28 protein-coding genes are annotated in these 23,789 nt (G+C 36.4%); 17 read left to right on the top strand and 11 right to left on the bottom strand.

Annotated elements, in window-relative coordinates:
• Positions 1-4: 4 nt before the first annotated feature.
• Complete coding sequence (gene mce / locus FB2170_RS10725) at positions 5-412, bottom strand: methylmalonyl-CoA epimerase (RefSeq protein WP_013306578.1); 408 nt, start codon at positions 410-412, stop codon at positions 5-7.
• Between the two features lie 421 nt (positions 413-833).
• On the opposite strand from mce, the gene udk reads away from it, so the two are divergent.
• The 10 genes from udk to FB2170_RS17570 all read left to right on the top strand — a co-directional run bounded on the left by udk (position 834) and on the right by FB2170_RS17570 (position 9,110).
• On the top strand, positions 834-1,442 hold the full coding sequence (gene udk, locus FB2170_RS10720; protein ID WP_013306577.1) for a uridine kinase: 609 nt from the start codon (positions 834-836) through the stop codon (positions 1,440-1,442).
• Between the two features lie 6 nt (positions 1,443-1,448).
• On the top strand, positions 1,449-1,784 hold the full coding sequence (locus FB2170_RS10715) for an FtsB family cell division protein (RefSeq protein WP_013306576.1): 336 nt from the start codon (positions 1,449-1,451) through the stop codon (positions 1,782-1,784).
• Positions 1,774-3,162 (top strand): methylmalonyl-CoA mutase subunit beta, encoded by a 1,389-nt coding sequence (locus FB2170_RS10710; protein WP_013306575.1) that lies wholly within the window; start codon positions 1,774-1,776, stop codon positions 3,160-3,162. The genes FB2170_RS10715 and FB2170_RS10710 overlap by 11 nt, the downstream gene beginning before the upstream one ends.
• A gap of 155 nt (positions 3,163-3,317) precedes the next feature.
• Entirely contained in the window at positions 3,318-4,091 is a 774-nt protein-coding gene (locus FB2170_RS10705; protein WP_013306574.1) for a ParA family protein, read from the top strand.
• Positions 4,092-4,994: a ParB/RepB/Spo0J family partition protein gene (locus FB2170_RS10700; protein ID WP_013306573.1), complete on the top strand. Its 903-nt coding sequence runs from the start codon at positions 4,092-4,094 to the stop codon at positions 4,992-4,994.
• Between the two features lie 34 nt (positions 4,995-5,028).
• A complete protein-coding gene (locus FB2170_RS10695; RefSeq protein WP_013306572.1) occupies positions 5,029-5,634 on the top strand; it encodes a DUF5683 domain-containing protein in 606 nt (201 codons plus the stop codon).
• A 4-nt stretch (positions 5,635-5,638) separates the two neighbouring features.
• Entirely contained in the window at positions 5,639-6,340 is a 702-nt protein-coding gene (gene dapB / locus FB2170_RS10690) for a 4-hydroxy-tetrahydrodipicolinate reductase (RefSeq protein WP_013306571.1), read from the top strand.
• Between the two features lie 98 nt (positions 6,341-6,438).
• Positions 6,439-8,142, top strand: coding sequence for a signal peptidase I (gene lepB, locus FB2170_RS10685; RefSeq protein ID WP_013306570.1), 1,704 nt, complete (start codon positions 6,439-6,441; stop codon positions 8,140-8,142).
• A gap of 16 nt (positions 8,143-8,158) precedes the next feature.
• Entirely contained in the window at positions 8,159-8,794 is a 636-nt protein-coding gene (locus FB2170_RS10680) for a WbqC family protein (RefSeq protein WP_041633176.1), read from the top strand.
• On the top strand, positions 8,787-9,110 hold the full coding sequence (locus FB2170_RS17570) for a DUF6122 family protein (RefSeq protein ID WP_013306568.1): 324 nt from the start codon (positions 8,787-8,789) through the stop codon (positions 9,108-9,110). Before FB2170_RS10680 ends, FB2170_RS17570 begins: the two co-directional genes overlap by 8 nt.
• Here FB2170_RS17570 and FB2170_RS10670 read toward each other — a convergent pair.
• From FB2170_RS10670 to FB2170_RS10640, 7 genes are all read right to left on the bottom strand, one after another.
• Positions 9,090-10,112 carry an endonuclease/exonuclease/phosphatase family protein gene (locus tag FB2170_RS10670; protein WP_041633175.1) on the bottom strand — a complete coding sequence of 341 codons (1,023 nt, stop codon included), beginning with the start codon at positions 10,110-10,112 and terminating at the stop codon, positions 9,090-9,092. The two genes, FB2170_RS17570 and FB2170_RS10670, sit on opposite strands and share 21 nt — an antisense overlap.
• Positions 10,113-10,116: 4 nt before the next feature.
• Positions 10,117-10,992 carry a rhomboid family intramembrane serine protease gene (locus tag FB2170_RS10665; protein ID WP_013306566.1) on the bottom strand — a complete coding sequence of 292 codons (876 nt, stop codon included), beginning with the start codon at positions 10,990-10,992 and terminating at the stop codon, positions 10,117-10,119.
• Between the two features lie 2 nt (positions 10,993-10,994).
• Positions 10,995-11,738: a rhomboid family intramembrane serine protease gene (locus FB2170_RS10660; protein ID WP_013306565.1), complete on the bottom strand. Its 744-nt coding sequence runs from the start codon at positions 11,736-11,738 to the stop codon at positions 10,995-10,997.
• Complete coding sequence (mutL, locus tag FB2170_RS10655) at positions 11,739-13,589, bottom strand: DNA mismatch repair endonuclease MutL (RefSeq protein ID WP_013306564.1); 1,851 nt, start codon at positions 13,587-13,589, stop codon at positions 11,739-11,741.
• Positions 13,589-13,888 carry a hypothetical protein gene (locus FB2170_RS10650; RefSeq protein ID WP_013306563.1) on the bottom strand — a complete coding sequence of 100 codons (300 nt, stop codon included), beginning with the start codon at positions 13,886-13,888 and terminating at the stop codon, positions 13,589-13,591. The genes mutL and FB2170_RS10650 overlap by 1 nt, the downstream gene beginning before the upstream one ends.
• A 121-nt stretch (positions 13,889-14,009) precedes the next feature.
• Positions 14,010-14,492 (bottom strand): 6,7-dimethyl-8-ribityllumazine synthase, encoded by a 483-nt coding sequence (ribH, locus tag FB2170_RS10645; protein WP_013306562.1) that lies wholly within the window; start codon positions 14,490-14,492, stop codon positions 14,010-14,012.
• Complete coding sequence (locus FB2170_RS10640) at positions 14,492-15,259, bottom strand: tetratricopeptide repeat protein (RefSeq protein ID WP_013306561.1); 768 nt, start codon at positions 15,257-15,259, stop codon at positions 14,492-14,494. Before FB2170_RS10640 ends, ribH begins: the two co-directional genes overlap by 1 nt.
• 124 nt (positions 15,260-15,383) lie before the next feature.
• Between FB2170_RS10640 and recF the strand changes: the two genes are divergently transcribed.
• From recF to FB2170_RS10625, 3 genes are read left to right on the top strand one after another with little or no spacing between them, the layout of a single operon-like run.
• Positions 15,384-16,463, top strand: coding sequence for a DNA replication/repair protein RecF (recF, locus tag FB2170_RS10635; RefSeq protein WP_013306560.1), 1,080 nt, complete (start codon positions 15,384-15,386; stop codon positions 16,461-16,463).
• A 1-nt stretch (position 16,464) separates the two neighbouring features.
• Positions 16,465-16,884, top strand: a complete 420-nt coding sequence (locus tag FB2170_RS10630) for a hypothetical protein (protein WP_013306559.1) — start codon at positions 16,465-16,467, stop codon at positions 16,882-16,884.
• Positions 16,884-17,180 carry a DUF721 domain-containing protein gene (locus FB2170_RS10625; protein WP_013306558.1) on the top strand — a complete coding sequence of 99 codons (297 nt, stop codon included), beginning with the start codon at positions 16,884-16,886 and terminating at the stop codon, positions 17,178-17,180. The genes FB2170_RS10630 and FB2170_RS10625 overlap by 1 nt, the downstream gene beginning before the upstream one ends.
• A 48-nt stretch (positions 17,181-17,228) precedes the next feature.
• Here the strand turns inward: FB2170_RS10625 and FB2170_RS10620 are convergent, their stop codons facing one another.
• On the bottom strand, positions 17,229-17,648 hold the full coding sequence (locus tag FB2170_RS10620; protein ID WP_041633174.1) for a nucleoside-diphosphate kinase: 420 nt from the start codon (positions 17,646-17,648) through the stop codon (positions 17,229-17,231).
• A gap of 147 nt (positions 17,649-17,795) precedes the next feature.
• On the opposite strand from FB2170_RS10620, the gene FB2170_RS10615 reads away from it, so the two are divergent.
• Genes FB2170_RS10615 through FB2170_RS10605 form a run of 3 tightly spaced genes read left to right on the top strand, consistent with a single transcriptional unit; the run spans position 17,796 to position 20,528 of the window.
• Positions 17,796-18,812 (top strand): DHH family phosphoesterase, encoded by a 1,017-nt coding sequence (locus FB2170_RS10615; RefSeq protein WP_013306556.1) that lies wholly within the window; start codon positions 17,796-17,798, stop codon positions 18,810-18,812.
• Positions 18,809-19,357, top strand: a complete 549-nt coding sequence (gldI, locus tag FB2170_RS10610) for a gliding motility-associated peptidyl-prolyl isomerase GldI (protein ID WP_013306555.1) — start codon at positions 18,809-18,811, stop codon at positions 19,355-19,357. The genes FB2170_RS10615 and gldI overlap by 4 nt, the downstream gene beginning before the upstream one ends.
• Before the next feature lie 10 nt (positions 19,358-19,367).
• Positions 19,368-20,528 (top strand): peptidylprolyl isomerase, encoded by a 1,161-nt coding sequence (locus tag FB2170_RS10605; RefSeq protein WP_013306554.1) that lies wholly within the window; start codon positions 19,368-19,370, stop codon positions 20,526-20,528.
• A 70-nt stretch (positions 20,529-20,598) separates the two neighbouring features.
• On the opposite strand, the gene FB2170_RS10600 is transcribed toward FB2170_RS10605, so the two are convergent.
• A complete protein-coding gene (locus FB2170_RS10600; RefSeq protein ID WP_013306553.1) occupies positions 20,599-21,066 on the bottom strand; it encodes a CBS domain-containing protein in 468 nt (155 codons plus the stop codon).
• A gap of 96 nt (positions 21,067-21,162) precedes the next feature.
• Positions 21,163-22,623: an aminoacyl-histidine dipeptidase gene (locus FB2170_RS10595; protein WP_013306552.1), complete on the bottom strand. Its 1,461-nt coding sequence runs from the start codon at positions 22,621-22,623 to the stop codon at positions 21,163-21,165.
• A 72-nt stretch (positions 22,624-22,695) separates the two neighbouring features.
• Here FB2170_RS10595 and FB2170_RS10590 point away from each other — a divergent pair, with 72 nt between their 5' ends.
• A complete protein-coding gene (locus FB2170_RS10590; protein WP_013306551.1) occupies positions 22,696-23,766 on the top strand; it encodes a DUF3810 domain-containing protein in 1,071 nt (356 codons plus the stop codon).
• Positions 23,767-23,789 lie beyond the last annotated feature (23 nt).

The raw sequence follows: 23,789 nt of genomic DNA, 5'->3' as shown, positions 1-23,789 counted from the left end.
CTTATTATTCCTTCTTTGAACAAAGTTCGGTCAATACACCATTGGTTGATTTTGGGTGAAGAAACCCAATTTCTAATCCTTCAGCACCTTTTCGCGAGACCTTGTCAATAAGTCTAACCCCTCTTTCCTCAGCAGTTTTCAAAGCTTCATCGGTATCTTTCACAGCAAACGCCATGTGATGCATTCCCGGGCCTTTTTTCTCAATAAACTTACCAATAGGACCATCAGGAGAGGTGCTCTCTAATAATTCTATCTTAGTTGAGCCTACTAAAAAAAAGGCTGTTTTCACTTTCTGATCAACAACCTCTTCAATAGCGTAGCATTTTAATCCAAGTACCCCTTCGTAATACTTGATTGACTCTTCTAGATTTTCTACTGCTATTCCAATATGTTCAATATGAGATATGTTCATGGTTATAAAATTTTCTGATATTTAGTATAAATGCTTCTGAATTTTTTTCTGTTTTCTGTTCAATTGATTTATTGGGCAAAATTACTATGTATTAGACCTGAAATACATGACAGATGTCATATTATGTTATAAAATGAATGAAGGTAAAAGTAGCTAAATGCCCCTTTTTTCTATATGTGACAAACGAAATCGTTATAGTTCATATCTACCCAACAATTGCTTCTAAAAGTTATAGAAAATTTAATCATATAAACGTGAAATCCATAACAATTTGATATCAGTATGTTTTAATTGAAATAATTGGATGCAAAAAATCAATAATCTGACAAGCTAAAATAATGCTTCGGTTTTGGAGCAAGCTTTAGACAAAAACAATAAGGTTTCATACCAAATCATTATTTTTGAATCAAATTAATAAAGTATGTTGATTATAGGGATTGCAGGGGGCACAGGATGTGGAAAAACCACGGTGGTAAATCAAATCATCAACGAGTTGCCTGCAGAGGAAGTAGGAGTCATTTCACAGGACTCGTATTACAACGATTTATCCCATTTATCAATAGTTGAAAGAAAAAAAACCAATTTCGATCATCCGCAATCTATAGATTTTGATTTACTCGAAAAGCATTTAATCACTTTGAAATCAGGCAAATCTATTCAGCAGCCTGTCTACTCTTTTATTGAATGCAATAGAACAGACAAGACCATACCCACACATGCCCGTAAGGTTATGATCGTTGAAGGGATTTTGATTCTGACCCATCCAAAAATAAGGGACATGTTCGATATTAAAATATATGTACATGCCGATTCTGATGAGCGATTGATCAGAAGATTGAAAAGAGATGTAAATGAACGAGGGTGGGAACTTGATGAGACCATAAACAAATATCAATCAACCCTAAAGCCAATGCACGACCAGTTCATAGAGCCAACCAAGGAATATGCGGATATTATAATCCCTAATAATAAATACAATACTGTGGCCGTAGATATTGTACGTACCATAATTGCAGAAAAAATTTCTTAAAGGAATATGAGCTTAAAAAAACTTAAAAAGAAAAAATGGTTTTCCATTCTTACCAATATTTATGTATTGGTGTTAACCGCTTTTGTTGTTTGGATGCTGTTCTTTGACACAAACTCTTTTCTCATTCATAAAGAGTTGAAAAAAGAAATCAAAAATCTTGAAAAAACCCAAGAATTTTTGCACAATGAAATTGAAAAGGATAAAAAGATAATCGAAAAGTTATCTGACACCAGTGAATTGGAAAAATTTGCTAGGGAGCAATATTACCTTAAGAAGAAGAACGAAGAGATTTATTTAATCGAGTACGAGGATAGTCTAAAGAACAAAAAACATGGAGAATAATGATTTGTTCGAAGAGTTTGACCCTACTTCCTCAAAGGCATGGAAACAACGTATTCAGTTTGACCTGAAAGGTGCCGATTACAACAAAACTTTGATTTGGGATTCTCCAGAAAATATTTCAGTAAAACCTTTTTATCACCAAGACGACCTTCAAGGAAAAAATCTTGCCGAAACAAGCTCGATTCCTCAATGTAAGGTAGGACAACATATATATGTCGGCAATGAAAAACCAGCTAATAAAAAGGCACTAAAAGCATTGGGGCGAGGCGCTGACAGTATAGTATTCCTGATTCCATCGGAGAAAATCAAAATTGACATTTTATTACACGGTATTGAGTTGGCCTCAGCCAGTATTCATTTTGAAATGCAATTTTTGTCCCATGATTATATTCAACAAATAAAGAGGTATGTTGGCACTAAAAAGGCGAATATCACTTTAAATATTGACATAATTGGGAACTTGGCCCGCAATGGCAATTGGTTTCATAATTTGAATAGGGACCACGAAATCCTTACCAAAATTTTGAAAGATGATTTGACCGCAGTCGGAATCAAATCTTTGAGTGTTGACGTATCACTCTATCAAAATGCTGGAGCGAACCGGGTACAACAATTGGCTTATGCCTTGGCACATGCTAATGAGTATCTTTTTTTTGCTAAAAAAAACAGCCTAACACCCATTTTTGATATCACTTTTAAGGTTTCAATTGACTCAAACTATTTCTTTGAAATTGCAAAACTAAGAGCGTTACGAGTACTTTGGAAGACACTATCTGCCAAATATGACCTAGATACAGATTGCCATATTGTAGCAACCCCTACCACGAGGAACAAAACACTTTATGATCCATATGTTAATATGCTAAGAACTACGACCGAATATATGTCGGGCGTTCTGGGAGGGGCGAATACGATTCATTCCAAAACTTATGATGCAGTTTTTAGTAAGGACAATGAATTTTCTGAAAGAATAAGTCTCAACCAGTTATTGATCATAAAGGAAGAAGCTTATCTTAAAAAAGTAAGCAACCCATCTGACGGTTCATATTATATTGAAAGCCTGACAGAACAAATGGCTGAAAAGGCTTTGACCATATTTAAAAGTATTGAGGCCGGTGGAGGGTTTCTAAAACAACTGAAAGCACATAATATCCAGAAAAAAATAAAGGATTCTGCAAAAAAAGAACAAATACAGTTCAACAAAAAAGAAAAAATATTAGTAGGAAGCAATAAGTATCTTAACCAAATGGACGGTATGAAAGAAGAGATTCAGATTTATCCCTTCTTAAAGACAAAAGCCCGAAAAACACTCTTGGAACCAATAGTTCCCAAACGATTAGCCGAGGAGTTCGAAAAAAAGCGATTGCAAAAAGAATGAGCAACAAAAATCAAAAGAAATCATGATAGGGAGTTTAGTTATACAACTTTAACTCAATTTAACGCATAGCACCGTAGTTATTCACTTTGTGTTAACAAAATACATTTTCTAACGCCATAAATAATTGTATTTTTAACCCCTAACTTACTACAATTATGGGCAAGATAATTGCTATTGCAAATCAGAAAGGTGGAGTGGGTAAAACCACAACAACCGTTAACCTAGCTGCCTCGTTAGGTGTTCTGGAAAAAAAAGTACTTCTCATTGATGCCGACCCCCAGGCTAATGCGACCTCTGGATTGGGAATTGATGTTGAAGGTGTAGAGAATGGTACTTACCAGTTGTTGGAACATACAAAAACTGCTAAAGAGACTATCATACCAACAGATTCACCAAATTTGGATTTGATACCATCACATATAGACCTTGTTGCTATTGAGATTGAATTGGTTGATAAGGATGAAAGGGAATACATGATGAAAAAGGCCATTTTGGACCTTAAAAACCACTATGATTTTATTCTCATAGATTGTGCACCTTCATTGGGGTTATTGACCTTAAATGCACTAACAGCAGCCGATTCTGTGATTATTCCCATTCAATGTGAGTATTTTGCTTTGGAAGGGCTGGGCAAACTTTTAAACACAATTAAAAGTGTTCAGAAAATACATAATCCGGATTTGGACATAGAGGGACTTTTATTGACTATGTTCGATTCAAGGTTACGTCTTTCAAATCAGGTTGTTGAGGAGGTTCGCAAGCACTTTGCCGATATGGTATTCGAAACCATAATACAGCGCAACGTTCGTTTGAGTGAGGCACCAAGTTATGGGGAAAGCATCATCAAATATGATGCAAGCAGTAAAGGCGCTTCCAACTACCTGAATATGGCAAATGAACTATTGAAAAAAAACAAGGAGACCGTATAAATGGCGAAAGCAACAAAAAAACAGGCACTGGGCAGAGGGTTATCAGCCCTGTTGAAAGATCCTGAAAATGATATTAAGTCTGCATCTGACAAGAATGCGGACAAGGTTGTAGGCAATATAGTGGAATTGGATGTTGATGCAATTGAGGTAAATCCTTTTCAACCCCGCTCCAATTTTAATGATGAAGCGTTGCAAGAACTTGCAACCTCTATTCGGGAACTTGGAGTTATTCAACCTATTACGGTACGTAAGTTAGACTTCAACAAATATCAACTTGTTTCAGGGGAAAGACGTTTTAGGGCTTCCAAGTTGATTGGACTTAAAACCATTCCTGCATATATACGAATCGCCAATGACCAAGAGTCTTTGGAAATGGCCTTGGTAGAAAATATTCAACGTCAAGACCTAGACCCAATTGAAATAGCACTTTCTTATCAAAGACTCATTGATGAAATTCAACTTACCCAAGAAAAATTAAGTGAACGTGTTGGTAAGAAAAGATCTACGATCACCAACTATATGCGTTTATTGCGACTAGATCCAATAATACAAACAGGTATACGCGATGGCTTCGTAAGTATGGGTCATGGGAGAACCTTGGTGAACATTGAGAAGAAAGAAGATCAAATTTCGCTCTATGAGAAAATAATTGGTGAAAGTCTTTCTGTTCGTGAAACCGAGCGTGCCGTTAAGGCATATCATGAAGGCGGTACAAACTCGAAGGAAGTTAGAAAAATTGCGGTTTTACCTGTTTTTGCCAAAAAGGCTTCTAAGGAATTAACCGAACATCTCTCTACAAAGGTTGCTGTAAACGCTTCTGAAAAGGGCAAAGGCAAGATTACGATTCCTTTTAATTCCGAAGAGGAATTCCAACGTATTAAAAAAATGATTGTAGGTGAATAAGACCCTCACAACATTTGTATGTTCCTTTTTGTTTATGTGCATTTCTTTTGCGCAGGACAAAGATTCAACTCCAACCGCGAAGGACTCCTTAAAAATGGTTTTAAATCAAGAGGGTATTGTTATCCAGGATTCCGTATTTACAAAAAGGAAAGTTATGAACCCTTTGGCTCCCAGTAAGGCAGCATTCTATTCAGCTGTTTTACCTGGACTTGGGCAAGTTTACAACAAACGGTACTGGAAAGTGCCAATAGTATATGCTGTAATAGGAACTGGGGTTTATGCCTACACCTATAATGATGATCTTTACGATCGTTTCAGAACAGCTTTTAAAAGAAGACAGGCAGGATTCACGGATGATGAATTTTATGATATTAACGGGGACAATGCGGTCGGCGAAGATCCAGATTTAGATATGGGTGATTTGGAAAAGCAGCAAGAGCGTTATCAAACTGATCGGGACTTGGCATTGGTAATAACGATAGCCATGTACGCACTAAACATTATTGATGCTAATGTTGATGCTCATCTAAAGCAGTTCAATATAGATGAAGATTTAAGTATGGACGTTAAACCATTTTTAGATTTAAATCCAATAACCAATAATCCTGACTACGGGATCGCCTTTACCATTAAATTTTAGTTCTATGAATATAGCCTTGTTCGGATACGGGAAAATGGGTAAGATGATTGAACAAGTTGCTTTGGACAGGGGCCACAATATAGTAGCCAAAATTGATGTTGATTCTTCTGAAATTGACTTTACAACTATGGATGTTGCGATTGATTTCAGCATGCCTTCAGCGGCTTATGATAATATTAAACATTGTATAAAGAACAATGTTCCAATAATCTCAGGTACAACAGGTTGGCTTGACAATTATGACAACGCCGTAGCCTATTGCATTGAGCAAAAAGGGGCATTTATATATGCCTCTAATTACAGCTTAGGAGTTAATATGTTTTTTGAATTAAATGAGTATTTGGCCAAAATGATGAAAAATCTGGAGCAGTATAAAGTAAATATGGAAGAAATCCATCATGCCCAGAAACTGGATGCTCCAAGTGGAACAGCAATTACTTTAGCAGAAGGCGTCATTGCCAATTCAAAATATAAGAAATGGAGCCTTGATGAAGGTGGCGCAAATGAAATTAAAATCGAGTCTAAAAGAATTGATGCGGTTCCAGGTACCCATACTGTTGAATATGAAAGCAAAGTGGATAGTATTGAGATTAAACACGCTGCCCATAATCGCGAAGGTTTTGCCCTTGGCGCCGTAGTTGCTGCAGAATGGATTATTGGAAAAACTGGAGTATTTTCAATGCGCGATGTGTTAAACCTTGGTTAACAAATACAATAAATAAGACATAAAAGCACTTAATTGCATAGCAATTGAGTAAATATTTCAAAAAATAACGGTTAAGCAAACCTTAATATTAATATTACATGAACGGTACCCAGTGGATTATTTTTATTTTGATTATTCAGGTCATTCATTTTTTAGGGACCTGGAAATTATATGTAAAAGCAGGTAGAAAAGCTTGGGAAGCTGCTATTCCTATTTATAATGCGATTGTATTAATGCAAATCATTAATCGTCCAAAATGGTGGGTGATTTTGCTGTTTATTCCCATTATAAATTTGTTGATGTTTCCTGTCATATGGGTAGAGACGATTAGAAGTTTTGGTAGAAACAGCCAATTGGAGTCCTGGCTCGTTGTGCTCACGCTAGGTTTCTACATTTTTTATGTGAATTATGCGTTGGACGTAAAATATGTTGAAGGCCGCAGTTTACATCCTAGAACGGCATTGGGTGAATGGGTAAGCTCCATAGTTTTTGCCGTTGTTGCTGCTACTTTGGTTCACACTTATTTTATACAACCCTACGTAATCCCAACAGGCTCATTGGAAAAAACACTTAGAGTTGGTGATTTTCTTTTCGTGAGTAAATTCCATTATGGTGCTCGAGCACCAATGACCACCGTTGCTGCACCTATGGTACACGATACTATACCTGGTCTTGGGGTTAGGTCATATCTAAATAAACCGCAACTGCCATATTTTAGGCTGCCGGGGTTTAAAAAAATAAAAAGAAATGAAATCGTTGTTTTTAGCTGGCCAGCTGATACTGTTCGTATCTTTTTCAAGAAAGAGAAGGGGGTCAAAAAACCAATCGACAAAAAATCGAATTATGTGAAACGGTGCGTTGGGGTACCGGGCGATTCACTTAAGGTAATAGATGGCTATGTTCATATAAATGGCGAACAAACCGTTTTACCGGATAGGGCCTTGCCCCAATATGATTACAATGCCTATTCCCAAAAAGGAGTTTCATCAAGGTTGCTAAAAGAGACTGGTGTTACTGACTTTAATAGAATTTATGTAACCCAACAATTGAATCAAAATCAATTCGATCAAATAAGTAAATATCTTTTGGGAAGTCGAAGGGGAAGTTCTGGAAATATAGAATTGATTACAAAGCATCTAGGCATCCCAACAAAAGTCATTAGGAATGCAGGTCTATCATTAAAAGAACAGACCGATAGACAAAGAGTATTGACCATAACAGAAGAATTAGCCGAGACTCTGCGCAACAATGCTGCTATTGATTCGGTTGTAAAAATCATTGAGCCAAAAGGCCTAACCGGGTATAATATTTTCCCGCAGGACAACTCCTATGCATGGAACAATGATAATTTTGGTCCAATCTATATTCCTGAAGAAGGAAAGACCGTTCCTATAAATTTAGAGGTTCTACCCGTTTACAAAAAGATTATAAAGGATTATGAGGGTAACACAATTTCGGTAAATGGCAATCAAATCAGTATTAATGGTCAAGTGACCGACACCTATACATTTAAACAAGATTATTATTGGATGATGGGTGATAATCGCGATCATTCTGAAGATAGTAGAACCTGGGGTTTTGTACCTGACAACCATATCGTGGGAACTCCTATTTTCATTTGGATGAGTATAGACAACTTTAGAGACGGGTGGAAAAACTGGAGCATACGTTGGGATCGTGTTTTTACAACAGTTCATGGTAACGGAGAACCTATATCTTACTTCAAGTATTTTCTAATTGTTTTGGCTGGTTGGTTCGTCTTTGACTTTTTTAGAAAGAAAAGAAAGAAGGCTAAAGAATAATTGGAAATCAAATTCATTGAAAACCTTAATACATCCTACCTATTTTCCCAATATAATGATTTTTGCAACCATTGTGCAGAATGATGCAATATGGGAAGCACAGGACAACTACCAAAAGCAAACGTACAGAAACCGTTGTTATGTGAGTACCGATCAAGGAAAGCAGATTTTGAGTATCCCAATTAAACATGTCGGGGGAACCCAAGGGCGACAAAAGTACAAGGATGTTCAAATTGAGAATGATTATAAATGGCAAAGACAGCATTGGCGTACGTTACAAACGGCCTATAGAACATCGCCTTTTTTTGAATATTATGAGGATGAAATTGCTCCAATATTTGAAAATGAATTTAAGTTCCTTTTTGATCTTAATTTAAAAACCATTGAAGTTATCTCAGATTGTCTTCAAATAGAAATGGCCCAAGACCAGACTGAGACTTATAAAGTTGATTTACAGTCAACTATTCTTGACGCAAGATCTTTAGTGAGTTGTAAAAAAGAACACCCATTTAAACAGGAAGCGTATGTTCAAGTGTTCGGAGATCGCCATGGGTTCATACAAAACGTAAGCGTTTTGGACCTTTTGTTCAATGAAGGTACAAATACCTTATCCTACCTAAATAATATAAATTTAGGTTTCACAAATGGTTAGGTTCATTTTACATTACGGTATTCATTTTATAGTACCGATTTTCATCGCATTTTATTTTTTTAAAGGTCAGAGGGTTAAAATCGCGATAATATTGTTATTAGGTATTTTAATTGATGTAGATCACTTATTTGCCAATCCAATTTTTGACCCAAACCGTTGTAGCATCAACTTCCACCCTCTGCATAGTTATTGGGCCATAGGAGTATATCTAACTCTATTATTTTTCAAGAAAACCCGAATCTTCGGCATTGCATTAATAATTCATATTCTGGCAGATGCGGTAGACTGTCTTATGCTATTCTTTCAAACGAAATGAAGCCATAACCGGCTCATGATCCGACAATTGAATATTGAAGTTTTTATGTGATGTGATTTCAATTTCCTTATCCATTAAAATAAAATCAATGCGAAAAGGCAAAAATCTAAAATTGTATGTGTTTCCAAAGCCAGAACCTTTCTCTTGGAAACTATCATTCATTTCTCCTTTAATGGAGTTGTAAACATTAGAAAACTGAGTGTTATTAAAATCACCGCAGATGATTTTTTTATAATCCACATTATTACCATGCTCTTTAACCAATTCAGCTTGTTCAAGTTGTTTCTGTAATGACCCATTTAATCTTTTGAACAAACGTTGTGGCTCTTCCCGTTTTATCATACCGGCCCTAAAACGTAGTGATTGAAGATGTAAATTATAAACCCTAACGGTATCTTTCTTAATTAAAATATCGGCATAAATGGCATTATTTCTACTATCTGGAAAATCTAATGAACCTTTCTCTATGATTGGATATTTAGATAAAATAGACTGGACAACATACTTTTGATTTGGAAAAATATAATTTACGTATTTGTAAGGATATCGCTTAAAGTCTTTGACCTTTTTATAATCAAACTCTTGGATACAAACAATATCACTGTCTTCTTTGGCAATAAATCTAGTTATATCCTCAGCGAAAACAGGTTCTCTTGACCATTTAGTACCCATTGAACCGTGGGTGTTAAAAGTCAATATACCAATATCCAAATCTTCAGTTTCATTATTCGAACTAGATGTTTTAAAAAAAGTGGACTGGGTGAAATATCCTAAAAGAACAATAGAAAAAGACAATAAAAATTGTTTCTTTTTTTTGATTAACCAATAGACTACAAACAATATGTTTATCAGAACCAAGTAAGGTACAATCAAAGTCAAAAACGACAAAAAGGAGAACAACTCCCATGTCATATAAGGTGCCATAAAAGTTAATAGCAGTACGAATGTAAGTACTGCATTCAAAAAGAAAATAAATTTATTGAATATACTAAGATTCTTCACCCGTTTAGTCTTCTTTACCTGCCTTGAACAAAAAATCTTTTTCCGCTTTTGACAAACTTTCATAACCAGATTTACTGATTTTATCAAGAATAATGTCAATCTTACGTTGGTGACTTTCCTTCTTATAATCCACCTTTTGGTTTGAGGAGCTTTTCTTACTACGATACACGGTTTTCAATGGTGCTTTTTTCTCGGACTTTTTAAAAAGATTTGCAATACTATCTACAATTCTTGAAAATCCTTCGCCAATATCTTTTCCTTTCAATAATTGTCTCGCATAAACATATCCCAACAATGCACCACCTAGATGTGCAAACTGGCCGCCTGGATTAATACCCATAGATAACTGAACCAAATCTGTCAAAACAATAAATGCACCAATGTACCATAGCTTAATATTAAAGACAATTAATCGTACTTCTTGATTGGGTATATAGGCACAAATAAAAATTAATATGGCCCTAACACCTGCCGAAGCACCAATCAGAGCAGCATTTACTTTAAAAAAGGCCGGGAACACATTATAGCTGACCATAAAGAACAATCCTCCTAGAATTACACCTAAGAAGTAAACATTCAGAAATCGTTTGCCATTGAATAGATTAAGGAAAATACGCCCTACAAAATACAGGACAAGCATATTCCAAAAAATATGTCCGAGTCCTGCATGAAAAAAAGAATAGGTGATAATTGACCAAGGCTGAGTTAGGAAATCAAAAAAATCTTTGGGTAATTGAAACCACTGAACAACGATATCGCCATCCATACGAAACAAGAGGGTGAACAAGCCATTTATGATGAAGATCAAGATATTCACAGCTATGAGCTTCTCAGCCACAGATAACCTTGCAAATTGATATTTTAAGTTTCCGTTTGCCATCTTTAATCCCAACGTCTATTATTGAACTGGTTTTTCTTCCAGTACCACATCATAATAAATCCAGCAATTGCACCACCTACATGGGCAAAGTGGGCTATTCCTCCCCCAAACAATGAATAACCTGTGACACCAGAAAATAAATCCAATCCAATGAGTACAGGAATAAAATACTTGGCTTTTATTGGAACAGGTAGAAAAATCAAAAATAACTCACTATTTGGGTAAGACATTCCAAAAGCCACTAAAATACCGTAAATAGCTCCAGAAGCTCCTACGGCAGGGGTATTATAAGCCCCCAGAAAATTATCTATTGTATTTTTGGGCACAATATCATACCAACTGGGACTATACTGACCACCAGAAATAATCTCTATGACCTCATTTCTCGCAATTCCCGAATTCACCAGAGCCTCAAGTCCTTCATTAAAATGATAATAATTGACTGCGGTATGAATCAATGCAGCACCTAATCCTGCAGAAAAATAAAAAAACAAGAACTTATTTTTACCCCACATTCTTTCTAATGGCGTACCAAAAGCCCATAAAGCATACATATTAAAGCCAATATGCGCAAAACCTCCGTGCATGAACATATGGGAAACCATTTGCCAAAGTTCAAAGTTTTCATTTTTAGGAAACCATAATGAGAACCATTGGTACATTTGATCACCGTAAAGTGACGTAGCCACAAAAAACAGAATGTTTATAATAAGCAGGTGCTTTATCGCATCAGTCAATCTTGCCATCTAAATAAATTTTTTATCAATATCATTCTCAGTTATGGTGATATAAACAGGCTTGTTAAACGGACTCACCATAGATTCCTTACAAGCAAATAGATCATTCACAAGAGCCAATTGCGATGCATTGTTCAACACCTCACCTGTTCTGACCGCCAAAGTTTTGGCCAGTGTCTTTGCAAGAACATCTGTTTGCGAAAAACTATCTTCCGTTACCTCCATTTGAAAATCCGATATCAACTGATCCAAAACTATACCGACTTCGCTCTCAGAGACCATAAGGGGTACACCAGTGATTTTCACTTCTTCATTTTCAACTTTTGAAAATACAAATCCAATTGTGGTCAAGCTTTCCTTGATTTCCTTTAAAACGGCAATATCTGTTTTAGAGAAGGACAAACTCAACGGGAATAATAGTTGTTGGCTTACGGCCTCATTCACCGTAATATTCTTTAAAAACTGCTCGTATAAAACTCTTTGATGCGCCCTGCTCTGATCAATTACAACCATTCCCGATTTTATGGTGGTCACAATATACTTTCTTCTCAATTGAAAAGTAGTCGCAATAGATTCCAAACTCTCCTGTTGTCCCTCAAAAATGGAGCCTGTAATGGTTTCTGATTCAAATTTTAAACTACTAAAATTATCATCTTTACCAACTTTGGACTCCAGCCCAACATAAAGATTTTCCCAACCTTCGGTATTTTGCTTTTTAAACGTTCTTACACCTTGTGATTTTTGGGCAACTTCCTGAAAAGGATTAAACCCACTATCAACAGTTACATTGGGTTGCGAAGCATCCTTGTTTTTATAATTGTAAGGTGTTGCAAGATTTTGGTCTTGTTCAAAGTCCAATGCAGGTACCACATTGAATTGCCCCAAACTATGTTTGACCGTAGACCTTAGAATGGCATACAATGTATGCTCATCATCGAACTTAACCTCAGTTTTTGTAGGGTGTATGTTAATGTCTATTGAACCTGGATCAACATCTAAATACAAAAAATAACCAGGATACGAGTCCGTTTTAATCAACCCTTCAAAAGCCGATAATACGGCATGATGCAGATACGGACTTTTAATAAAGCGGTTGTTCACAAAGAAGAACTGCTCTCCTCTACTCTTTTTTGCAAATTCAGGCTTGTTGATGAATCCAGAAATTTTGACCACTTGAGTCTCTTCATTTACAGGTACTAATTTCTCATTGGTCCTACTTCCAAAAATATGAACAATTCGTTGTCTTTGGCTCGCCTCAGGAAGAATGAACAACTCACTGCCATTATTATAAAAGTGAAAAGCAATATGAGGATGTGCCAGAGCTACCCTATGAAATTCGTCTGTTATATGCCGAAGTTCTACTTGGTTCGATTTAAGAAAATTTCGTCTTGCAGGTATATTAAAAAACAAGTTCTTAACGGACATTGAGGTACCCTTTGGTGCGACACAAACCTCTTGAAACTTTATCTCGCTTCCTTCAATTCTCAAATGCGTTGCCATTTCTTCCTGTTCTGGTTTCGTCTGCATCTCCACATGTGCAATTGCGGCAATAGAGGCCAATGCCTCACCACGAAAGCCTTTTGTATTCAGATTGAATAAATCTTCGGCCTTTTGGATTTTGGAAGTCGCATGCCGCTCAAAACTCAATCTAGCATCCGTGGCACTCATACCGATTCCATCATCAATGACATGAATAAGTGCTTTCCCACCGTCCTTTATAATAAGTTTTATGGATTTCGCCCCAGCATCAATTGCATTTTCCAACAATTCTTTTACGACCGATGCAGGCCGTTGCACAACTTCACCTGCAGCTATTTGATTGGCAACATGGTCTGGCAAAAGTTTTATAATATCTGCCATTATTTTGTAAAAAATATTGAAAGGTCAAAATCAATGATATAAAGAAAAATAAGAACCAGAATCGCAATAATAACAGCCATTCTTATTTTAAGGTTTCGGTCCCCTTCAGTCTTTAAATCATCAATGGCTGTATTTAATTTCCGCTTTATTCCTCTTGGAGTATCAACGGTACTTCGATATTTATCAAACTTTGATTCCATCTTATAAGGGTTTCCTTTTCCCTTATCATCATAAAATCGAGGTTTATAGTCATATTTTCTATTCTTTCCTCTTCGCGTTATTTTACTCAACATACCCATTGCTCCCAAAGTTACTTAAAATCAAAAAATATGCTCTAAACCTATTGCCAAAATTTGTTAACAGTTAAGCGTAAAGAAAATGTGCGTAAAATGTTTAGAATGGAACTACTTCAAATCAGGATTATTTGCCTAAAGTCACCATTTTTATTGCAGCAATAGCCGCTTCGGTTCCTTTATTGCCATGTTTACCTCCAGAGCGTTCTTTCGCCTGTTGCATGGTATTATCGGTAAGCACACAGAATATCACGGGAGTATCGTGAAGTACATTCAAATCTTTGATTCCTTGTGCTGTGGCACTACATACAAAATCAAAATGTTTGGTTTCCCCTTGGATTACACTACCAATGGCGATTACCGCATCAACCTCTTGCTCAATAATCATTTTTTTTGAGCCATAGGTAAGCTCAAAACTACCTGGTACATTCCAACGAACAATGTTTTCCTTAGTTGCCCCACAGTCTAAAAGGGCATCATAAGCGCCATTATAAAGCCCTTCTGTTATTTCTGTATTCCATTCAGAAACAACAATCCCAAACCGAAATTTCTTCGCGCTTGGGATTGTTGCTTTATCGTAAACCGATAAATTCTTATTTGCCGTTGCCATTATTTTGAGCTTTTGGCCATTCCTATAAAAGCATCAATTGTAGAAGCTTCACTGGAAGATGAAAACTCATCCTTAATCCTTTGGAAATATTTTAAAGCTTTATCATTCTGTTGTAATTCCAAAGCTGTAACTCCAGATTTATATAAGAATTTAGGTGTAGTAAATTCATTCACACTATGCGAAGCAGCACTTTCATAATACCCCAAAGCATCCTTGGGTTGCCCCAATTGCATAAAAGCATCACCCAAGCCACCTTTTGCAAGTGCTCCTAAAATATCATCATCAGATGAAAAACTTTCTAAATGAGTAATGGCATCTTCGTACTTCTGCATATCCAAGTAAGCCATTCCAGCGGAATAGTTGGCCAAATTGGCTGCCTTTGTTCCTTTGTATTCATCTATAATATCCAAGAAACCATATTTTCCTTCTGCACCGTTCAATGCCAAATTATAAAGTGAATCTTTGGCCGTTGTGTTGGTCAAAGCTTGCTCAAAATATTGTTGCGGGTACAAAAGCTCATTTGTCGCCTCGGCATCCTTCGGCTTCTGAATAAATTGACTATATGCCAAATAACCTAAAACTGCTACGGCAATTACACCAATGACCCCAAGGATATAGTTTTGATTTTTAGAAACCCACTCTTCGGTCTTCGAAGCACTCTCGTCCAAGGTACTGAATACCTCAGCAGTTGTACTATCCTGTTCATTGAATTTTTGCTCTTCAGCCTTACTTTTAGGTTTAAAACCTCGCTTTTTATAAGTTGCCATCAGTATTTTTATTAATCGCGCAAAAATAAAGTTTTTATTGAAATCCGAAGCGGTATTTATTCGTTATTTTTGGATATTTTGCAAGTTACTCGTCTAATAATATTAAAATTCAGAGGTTCCCAGAATGTTTCTTAAGAAATTATCCCTCATCAATTATAAGAATTTCGACTCCCAGACCTTTGAGTTCGATAGCAAAACCAATTGTTTTGTAGGGCCCAACGGCGTAGGCAAAACCAATGCTCTTGACGCTATTTATCATTTATCTTTTGGCAAAGGATATTTTAACCCTGTGGCAACACAAAACATAAAGCACGAGGAAGATTTTTTCGTTGTGGATGGTGAATTTGAAAAATTTGACAGGAAAGAAAAAATTGTTTGCAGCCTTAAAAGGGGCATGAAAAAAATCATAAAAAGAAACGGCAAACCTTATGAACGTTTATCTGACCACATAGGATTATTACCACTTGTCATTATTTCACCGGCAGATCGGGACTTGATCACCGAAGGTAGTGATACGAGAAGAAAATTCATAGATGGTGTAATATCACAGTCAGACAAAGAATATCTACAAATATTGATCAAATACAACAAAGTACTGGTACAGCGAAATTCTCTGTTGAAGTATTTTGTTGCAAATCAAACTTTCGACGCCTCAACCCTTTCAGTTTACGATGAACAACTGCATAACTATGGCTCGGAAATATTCAAAAAAAGATTGGACTTTGTGGCTACTTTCATTCCTATTTTCAAGGAGCAATATGCAGCAATTTCTGGAGGCAATGAAGAAGTTACACTTAGTTACGACAGTAAGTTACATGAGAATGACCTACTTACCCTACTAGCTACAAATGTTGAGAAAGACCGTATGTTACAATATACCAGTGTAGGCATACATAAAGATGATCTTAGTTTTCAAATAGCAGGACATCCCATTAAAAAATTCGGAAGTCAGGGGCAACAAAAATCATTTTTGATCGCCCTTAAATTTGCCCAGTTTCATTTTATAAAAAAGCAGGCCAAAGCCACCCCTATTCTACTATTGGATGATATCTTTGATAAGTTGGATGAAAACCGCGTTGCGCAAATCGTAGGTATGGTAGATAATGAGAATTTTGGACAAATATTCATAAGTGATACACACGCCGAACGCACGGAAGAAATTGTAAAAAACATACATCAGTCCTATCAAATATTTAAGTTATAAAATGAAAAAAGTAGTGTCCTTAGTTTTGTTGCTTTTGATAATGGCTTGTAAAAATGAGGTCTCACAGGACAAACTCATTCTTTTAAATGGGTATTGGGAAATTGAAAAAGTTGTTATGGCCAATGGCCAAACCAAGGAATACAATATAAACACAACTATTGATTATATTGAATTAAATGATTTATCGGGATTTCGAAAAAAAGTCTATCCAAAGTTGGATGGCACTTATGACACTACTGATGATGCAGAGCATTTTACAATTGTTGCGCAAAAAGGAGCATTTGAAATACGGTACCAAACCGATTTGAGTAAATGGATCGAGCTGCTAAAGTCCTTGGACAAAAATTCATTCTCGGTAATAAATTCTGAAAATATTACATATCATTATAAGCGATTTGAACCTATTAATATTACCAAATAATGGCAAAGCGTAAAAATGACAACCTACCGTTAAGTGAGGCCTTGAACGATTTTATTCAAAAGAATAAACTGCAACAGGGTATAGATAAGGTAAATACGCGTGAAGCCTGGGTAAAACTAATGGGAAATGGCGTGAACAACTATACAACAGCTATTGAACTTCGTAATGAAACTTTGTACATATCCCTTTCTTCTTCTGTACTCCGGGAGGAGTTGAGTCATGGTAAATCCAAGATTTTGGATATGCTCAATGAGGAGCTTGGTAAGGATTTGGTCAAAAAGATAGTATTGAGATAAAAAAAAGCCACCTAAATAGGTGGCTTTTTAGTATATGATAAATCGTTGTTAATAAATATCTCTACCAGAAAAATGAAAAGCTCCTTCAATAGCAGCATTCTCATCGCTATCTGAACCATGTACAGCGTTCTCACCAATATCCTTTGCAAATAATTTACGAATTGTACCTTCAGCAGCCTCGGCAGGATTCGTAGCACCAATCAATGCCCTAAAATCCTCAACAGCATTATCTTTCTCCAAAATAGCAGAAACAATTGGGCCTCTTGTCATAAATTGAACCAAATCGCCAAAAAATGGACGTTCTTTATGAATTTCATAAAACTTCTCAGCATCCCTTCTGCTCAACTGAGTATATTTCATTGCCACGATCTTAAAACCGGCGGAAGTAATTTTCTCCAAAATGGCTCCAATATGTCCATTTTCAACCGCATCCGGCTTAATCATTGTAAAAGTTCTGTTTGTAATCATTTTAAAAAATTTTGGGCAAAAATACGCTTTATTCACGAATCTACAAGTCATTAAGTAGGTGCCCTTAAAATAATATTCAACCACATATGACATTGTAAAATATTCAATCTTGTAAAAAGTCTGAGGTATATTGTTATCTTTGCGCGCATGAATTTAGAGGATATAAATGCAGTAAAGAAATTACTTTCACAGCCCCAAAAAATTGTGATCGTACCACACAAAAATCCAGATGGTGACGCTATTGGTTCAACTTTGGCATTGTGGCATTACCTTAAAATTATGAGGCAAGATGCGGTTATTATTGCTCCTAACGACTATCCCAAGTTTTTAAAATGGATGCCCGGCAATGATTATATTCTCAATTTTGAAAAAGATAATACAGAGTCTAAGGGAAAAATAGAAGAAGCTACGCTTGTTTTCACCTTGGATTTTAATCATTTAGGCCGTATAGGGCAAATGGAATCTGTTCTTGAGGATTGCGATGCCACATTCATTATGATAGATCATCACCAGGCACCATCTGACTATGCTAAAATCATGTATTCCGATGTTAGTATGAGTTCTACTTGTGAAATGGTGTATAACTTCATAGATTACCTCGGTGATGCCGATTTAATTACATCGGAGATGGCAGATTGTCTTTATACGGGAATAATGACCGATACTGGTTCTTTCAAGTATACATGCACCACTAGCAAAACGCATGAAGTAGCTGCCCATTTAATAGAAAAGGGCGCCAACAATACAAAAATTCATAATCTTGTTTATGACACCAATTCGCCAGATCGTCTCCACCTTCTAGGATGTGCTTTGAAGAACATGGTGATATTGGATGAATTCAAAACAGCTTATATAACATTAAGCCAAGATGAACTTGATGCGAATAATTTTCAAAAAGGAGATACCGAAGGCTTCGTTAATTACGGACTTACACTTCTCGGAATACGATTTGCTGTGATATTTATTGAAAATAAGGAAGAGGGAATCGTAAAAATATCTTTCCGTTCGGAAGGAGACTTCTCGGTGAATGAATTTGCCAGAAAACATTTTAATGGAGGCGGACATACCAATGCCGCAGGTGGCAGAAGTGATGATTCATTGGCCAATACGACAGCACATTTTGCTTTGCTCTTAAAGAACTATAAAGAACAACTGAACCCATGAAACAATTCCTTTTATTTTTATTGGTTTGTGTTTTGGCAAGTTGTGGAGGTCCAGAACCAAGGCGCCCTGTCAAAGTAAAAAGTGGCAGTTTTAATGCTTCTGTAGAAAGAAGTAAAAAACTCTTGGCCTTAGAGGAAAGCATGATAAATTCTATAATTGCCAAAGACACCTTACACCAATACCAGAATAGTGCAGCCGGGGCTTGGTATTATTATGAGAAAAAGAATGAAAATACAACCTATACCCCTCAACCTGATGACCTCGTTACATTTGCATATAACATTATTAGCTTTGCCAACGACACAATCTACTCACAGGAAGAAATTGGAGTTCAAAAATATAAGGTGGATAAACAGGAGCTTTTTCCTGGATTACGTAATAGCATCAAACTATTGAAAGAGAACGAAAGTGCAACTTTTCTTTTTCCTTCATCATTGGCTTATGGCTACCATGGTGATAATGAAAAAGTGGGAATAAATGTTCCGGTAAAATCTACAATAACCCTTTTTAAAATAGAAAAACAACAAGATAGTATTCAAAATTAAAATTATTGAAATGAAAAAAGCTTATCTATTCGTATTGACAATCGCATTGGCGCTAACAAGCTGTAAATCGAGCAAACATGCAGATTTAGGTGATGGCATCTTTGCCAATATACAAACCACCAAAGGTGATATGATGGTCAGGTTGGAGCATGATAAAACCCCGGTGACAGTTGCCAGTTTTATTTCCTTGGCAGAAGGCAACAGTCCGTTTGTAAGTGAAAATTTTAAAGATAAAAAGTATTTTGATGGAGTTATTTTCCACAGGGTCATGAAAGATTTTATGATTCAAGGTGGCGATCCAACTGGTACTGGTACCACTGGTCCAGGTTACAAGTTCAAAGATGAGTTCGTTGATTCGCTGAAACATGATAGGGCCGGACTTTTATCTATGGCAAATCCAGGGCCTCCCAATACTAATGGCAGTCAATTTTTCATCACCCATAAGGCAACTCCGTGGTTAGATGGTAGGCATACCATTTTTGGTGAGCTAATAACCGGAATGGATGTGCTTGACTCCATCGCAAATGTGGCTACTTCCCAAGCACCACAAAAAGACAAGCCTGTTGTAGATGTTGTCATGAACACTGTTGAAATCATAAGAAACGGCAAGGAGGCCAAGAAATTTGATGCGGTACAAATAATGACCGATTATTTTGCAGAGGAAGAAGAACGTGTTGCCAAGCTTAAGAAGGAGGGAGAAGAACTGAAAAAGGTTTATGATAAAATGATTCCTCAATTTATTTCAGAGCTTGCAGAAAGTAAAAAGAAGGCGAAAACATTTCCTTCTGGATTACAAATTTTGGTTCTTGTTGATGGTAAGGGAGAAAAACCAATTATTGGCAAGCAAGTGCTTGTTGATTATGCTGGATTCTTGGAAAATGGAAAACTGTTCGATACTTCCAAATCGGAAGTTGCTAAAAAACATTTAAAATATGAGGATTTAAATAGAATGAAAGCAAACAGTGGTGGATTCTCTCCTGCCCCTATGCCTTATAGCCCCGACGCACCATTGTTCCCTGGCTTTAAAGAAGCTCTCTTAACTATGAAAGTGGGTGACAAAATTCGAGCCTTTATGCCTCCACATCTAGGTTTAGGTGAGCAAGGTGGCGGACCAATTCCTCCAAACTCAAATTTGATTTTTGATATGGAAATCACTGGTATCGTTGAATAAACAGTAGTATTAGTATAAAAAAAAGCCTGACCACTTGGTCAGGCTTTTTTTTATTCGTTGAACGGTTATTTTACTTCTTCCAATTCTGGGATTTTAATTTCATTGTCGCTTTTAAAATATCTTTTTGAGATATCTGACCAACTAATTTACCAGCTTCAACAATTGGGAAACGACGACGTTTTTCGTTCAAGAATTTATTGGCTGCATCAAAAATATTCATGTTGCCATCAATAGTCTCTACATTTTTTACCATTCTATTTTCAATTCTATCATCATCCATAGGCATATTATAATACCTACTATCACTTATATGTTTAATGCAGTCTCCCTCAGAAATAATACCTACCAATTCATTCTTGTCGTTGACCACGGGTCCCCCTGATATCTTATTGTTTATCAACGAATCAATTACCTCTTCAACCGATTGGTCAGGTTTAAAGGTTATTAGTTTAGTGGTCATATAGTCACTGACCTTTAGTGGGATTTCCTCCCCAGCTTGTTGATGCTTGCGTGCACCTTGAAAACTCTTAATACCCATAACAATAGATTTTGCAATTACTTAAAGTTACTGAATTTTAAGCGGTTAACTAAAAACAAGGTGTTAATTCATACTAAAAAGCCAATAGATAACCATCTAACTTTTAGGAATATCCTTCAGAATTTCTAATGTATATTTCCAGAACTTTTGTACTGAGGATATACTAACGCGTTCATCGGGAGAATGTGCTCCAAGAATAGTGGGTCCAAAACTTATCATATCCATATCTGGATAATTCTGTCCCAGAATACCACACTCCAAACCAGCATGGCAAGCCACCACTTTAGGTTTTTCATTAAAAAGGGATTCGTATTTGCTTTCCAACACTTTTAAAATATTGGAATCTGGATTCGGATTCCACCCTGGATAATCCCCATCCATACTTACTTCACAATCTGCCAACTCAAATGCGCATTTTAAGGCATTAGCAAGGTCAATTTTAGCCGAATTCACAGAAGAGCGAGTTAGGCATCCGATTTTTATAGAACCTTCCTTCACCACTACCCTAGCGATATTATTAGATGTTTCCACCAAATCGGGAATTGCAGCACTCATGGCATAAACTCCATTATGTGCTGTATAGATTGCGCGCATCAATTCTTTTTGGACTGCCTTTTGCATTACCTTGTTAGGTGCATCAATCCATTCTAAAGTTATTGACAGCTCTGGTTCTTTAACCGAAAGTTCAGATTTTATTGTCTTGGACCATTGGATAAATTCAGATTCAAAATTATTTTTTCTTCCAGATTTCATAGCAATTTGCGCAAAACTCTCTCTTGGAATGGCGTTTCGCAAACTACCACCATCAATCCCTGCCAATTGTGCACCAAACACTTCGGTTGCATTAAATAACAAACGGTTCATAATCTTATTGGCATTTCCCAGCCCTCTGTGAATATCCATACCACTATGTCCGCCATGCAAACCGTTCACAGTAATCAAACAACCAATAGAGTCGCCAGACACGTTTTCTTCAAGGTACTTTCGTGTTGCGGTTACATCGATTCCACCGGCACAACCTATATCAATTTCATCATCTTCCTCCGTATCTAAGTTCAATAAGATTTCTCCTTGCAATACACCTCCTTCGAGTCCCATTGCTCCGGTCATCCCTGTCTCTTCATCAATTGTGAACAAAGCTTCCAAAAATGGGTGGGGAATATCGGTACTTTCCAATAAGGCCATAATCGTCGCAACCCCCAAACCATTATCCGCTCCAAGTGTTGTTCCGGCGGCTTTTACCCAATCACTATCTATGAACATTTTTATTCCCTCAACATCAAAATCAAAATTGGTATCTGCATTCTTCTGGTGCACCATATCCAAATGTGATTGTAGGGTTACCTTTTTACGGTCTTCCATTCCTACAGTGGCGGGTTTTCTGATTATCACATTTCCCACAGCATCAGAAAAGGTTTCCAATCCGAGTGAATTACCAAAATCGAGCATAAATTGTATTACTCGTTCCTCTTTTTTCGAAGGTCTTGGCACTTCATTCAAATCTGCAAATTTATTCCAAACTGCACTAGGTTGTAATTGACGCACTTCTTGACTCATAACTCAAATTTAGAATATCAAAAATACGCTTTGCCCTGCAACTATGAAGTATTAATTCCTATTTTTGGTTCAATGGAATCTAAAATAAAAAATGGGGTAGCTCTAGCTATAATTCCACAAATAATTCTTGTGAAATGGTTGGGTAAGCATCCAGATATTATTGAAATGTATTACAGTGAGGGTTTATACCCTTGGGTATCGAAATTCTTTAGGGTTTTATACGGTTGGGTTCCTATTTCAGTGGGAGATGTTCTTTACTTTATCCTGTCAATACTGGCGATTAGGTATGTTTACAAACATTGGTTGGAAATAAGAACTTATCCGTTTCGCTTCCTAAAAAATATCGTCTTCATCCTATCAATTGCATATTTTACGTTTCATTTGCTTTGGGGTTTCAATTATTACAGATTGCCTATTTCCCAGAAATTTAATTTAAGTGAAAAACATACAGATGATGAACTATTGGAATTAGCTGAAGCGCTGATCGTAAAATCAAACGAATTACAGTTTGCTATCACCAAAGACACCGCTCAGGCCGTCAAAATCCCATATGCACAACAAGAGATTTTTGATAGAACATTGATTGGTTACGAACATCTAGAGAAAGCGTATCTGTTCATTTCATATGAACAACCAAGTATTAAAACGTCGATTTTCAGTACGGCTTTGTCTTATATGGGCTATGGTGGTTATCTAAACCCATTTACCCATGAGGCACAGGTAAATGGTAGGCTGCCAAATTATAGATTTCCTGTTGTGGCAGGGCATGAAATAGGGCATCAAATTGGTTATTCTGCCGAAAATGAAACCAATTTTATTGGATATTTGGTTACCATACAAAATCCTGATATCTACTTTCAATATTCCGCCTATACTTATGGGTTGGCCTATTGCCTTGGTGATATCCGCAGGTATGATCAAGAAAAATTTAAAGAGCTATATGTTAAATTGAATCCAGGAATTCAAAAGAACTATCAAGAAATGAACGATTTCTGGCAATCGTTCGAAAACCCATTGGAGCCGGTTTTCAAATCAATATTCAATACATTCTTAAAAGCAAATAACCAGGCCCAAGGCATAAAGAGTTATAACGCAGTGGTTTCGCTAATGGTAAACTACCATAAAAAGTATCCAATAGATTAATCATTGGTTCTAGAGGAAGAAAA

Source organism: Maribacter sp. HTCC2170, from assembly GCF_000153165.2.
In the GTDB taxonomy this organism is placed as follows: domain Bacteria; phylum Bacteroidota; class Bacteroidia; order Flavobacteriales; family Flavobacteriaceae; genus Maribacter_A.
Note: the sequence above shows the minus strand (reverse complement) of the source record. Positions and strands in the feature narration are given on the sequence as shown.

Coding starts and splice junctions, on each gene's coding strand:
- FB2170_RS17570 (WP_013306568.1), top strand. CDS start 8,787: ATGGTTAGGTTCATTTTACATTACGGTATTCATTTTATAGTACCGATT.
- FB2170_RS10705 (WP_013306574.1), top strand. CDS start 3,318: ATGGGCAAGATAATTGCTATTGCAAATCAGAAAGGTGGAGTGGGTAAA.
- lepB (WP_013306570.1), top strand. CDS start 6,439: ATGAACGGTACCCAGTGGATTATTTTTATTTTGATTATTCAGGTCATT.
- FB2170_RS10640 (WP_013306561.1), bottom strand. CDS start 15,259: ATGGCAACTTATAAAAAGCGAGGTTTTAAACCTAAAAGTAAGGCTGAA.
- FB2170_RS10660 (WP_013306565.1), bottom strand. CDS start 11,738: ATGGCAAGATTGACTGATGCGATAAAGCACCTGCTTATTATAAACATT.
- mce (WP_013306578.1), bottom strand. CDS start 412: ATGAACATATCTCATATTGAACATATTGGAATAGCAGTAGAAAATCTA.
- FB2170_RS10600 (WP_013306553.1), bottom strand. CDS start 21,066: ATGGGTATTAAGAGTTTTCAAGGTGCACGCAAGCATCAACAAGCTGGG.
- recF (WP_013306560.1), top strand. CDS start 15,384: ATGTTTCTTAAGAAATTATCCCTCATCAATTATAAGAATTTCGACTCC.
- FB2170_RS10620 (WP_041633174.1), bottom strand. CDS start 17,648: ATGATTACAAACAGAACTTTTACAATGATTAAGCCGGATGCGGTTGAA.
- FB2170_RS10605 (WP_013306554.1), top strand. CDS start 19,368: ATGAAAAAAGCTTATCTATTCGTATTGACAATCGCATTGGCGCTAACA.
- gldI (WP_013306555.1), top strand. CDS start 18,809: ATGAAACAATTCCTTTTATTTTTATTGGTTTGTGTTTTGGCAAGTTGT.
- FB2170_RS10715 (WP_013306576.1), top strand. CDS start 1,449: ATGAGCTTAAAAAAACTTAAAAAGAAAAAATGGTTTTCCATTCTTACC.
- udk (WP_013306577.1), top strand. CDS start 834: ATGTTGATTATAGGGATTGCAGGGGGCACAGGATGTGGAAAAACCACG.
- FB2170_RS10665 (WP_013306566.1), bottom strand. CDS start 10,992: ATGGCAAACGGAAACTTAAAATATCAATTTGCAAGGTTATCTGTGGCT.
- FB2170_RS10590 (WP_013306551.1), top strand. CDS start 22,696: ATGGAATCTAAAATAAAAAATGGGGTAGCTCTAGCTATAATTCCACAA.
- FB2170_RS10695 (WP_013306572.1), top strand. CDS start 5,029: ATGTGCATTTCTTTTGCGCAGGACAAAGATTCAACTCCAACCGCGAAG.
- FB2170_RS10700 (WP_013306573.1), top strand. CDS start 4,092: ATGGCGAAAGCAACAAAAAAACAGGCACTGGGCAGAGGGTTATCAGCC.
- FB2170_RS10710 (WP_013306575.1), top strand. CDS start 1,774: ATGGAGAATAATGATTTGTTCGAAGAGTTTGACCCTACTTCCTCAAAG.
- FB2170_RS10630 (WP_013306559.1), top strand. CDS start 16,465: ATGAAAAAAGTAGTGTCCTTAGTTTTGTTGCTTTTGATAATGGCTTGT.
- ribH (WP_013306562.1), bottom strand. CDS start 14,492: ATGGCAACGGCAAATAAGAATTTATCGGTTTACGATAAAGCAACAATC.
- mutL (WP_013306564.1), bottom strand. CDS start 13,589: ATGGCAGATATTATAAAACTTTTGCCAGACCATGTTGCCAATCAAATA.
- FB2170_RS10615 (WP_013306556.1), top strand. CDS start 17,796: ATGAATTTAGAGGATATAAATGCAGTAAAGAAATTACTTTCACAGCCC.
- FB2170_RS10625 (WP_013306558.1), top strand. CDS start 16,884: ATGGCAAAGCGTAAAAATGACAACCTACCGTTAAGTGAGGCCTTGAAC.
- FB2170_RS10595 (WP_013306552.1), bottom strand. CDS start 22,623: ATGAGTCAAGAAGTGCGTCAATTACAACCTAGTGCAGTTTGGAATAAA.
- FB2170_RS10650 (WP_013306563.1), bottom strand. CDS start 13,888: ATGGGTATGTTGAGTAAAATAACGCGAAGAGGAAAGAATAGAAAATAT.
- dapB (WP_013306571.1), top strand. CDS start 5,639: ATGAATATAGCCTTGTTCGGATACGGGAAAATGGGTAAGATGATTGAA.